Annotated in this window: 2 protein-coding genes; both read left to right on the top strand. The window is 37.4% G+C overall.

Going from position 1 to position 468, the window contains the following annotated elements; translation table 11 throughout:
- The first annotated feature begins 124 nt into the window (after positions 1-124).
- Positions 125-283 (top strand): DUF6392 family protein, encoded by a 159-nt coding sequence (locus M3183_RS27255; protein ID WP_311315415.1) that lies wholly within the window; start codon positions 125-127, stop codon positions 281-283.
- A gap of 4 nt (positions 284-287) precedes the next feature.
- Positions 288-468: DUF6392 family protein (locus M3183_RS27550; protein ID WP_396953768.1), on the top strand; the 181-nt coding region annotated here is incomplete at its 3' end.

Below are 468 nucleotides of genomic sequence, written 5' to 3'. Positions count from 1 at the left end.
ACCTATAACAATGATTTATTTTCAGAAACCGTGACTTTTTATCCACTGGAGCGAGAAAAGGAGATTCATATTGCGCTTGATAAAAAGCGACTTGGTGGCAAATGAATATTGATATCGAACACTTGTGAAGCAATTAGGTAAACCTTATCAGGATATTTATGAAAAAGGTTTAATTCCCTACAAAACAAAACCAACGATTACTGTTAGTGATGATATTTTCAGGCTGGATATGAGGCGAGAAAGAATATTTTCATCTTTTATAAATAACCAGAAAAAATCTTGAGGAAGTGACTTTGCGGTTAGAAGATGAAAATAAAACGGCTTGGTTATTTCCTAATCCGCTGCCTTTTAGTCTTGAACCAGTAATGACGCAGCGATGGATGCGCGAACGCTTTGGATTTCCCATAGGTTATGGCGAACGCAAAATGATAGGGAGCAATAGTCGTCATATTAGCGAGGTATACCCAC

Origin of the sequence: Neobacillus mesonae (assembly GCF_023715155.1) — a bacterium.
Lineage (GTDB): Bacteria > Bacillota > Bacilli > Bacillales > Cytobacillaceae > Neobacillus > Neobacillus mesonae_A.
The sequence above is the reverse complement of the archived record's forward strand: the minus strand, read 5'-3'. Positions and strand labels throughout refer to the sequence as shown.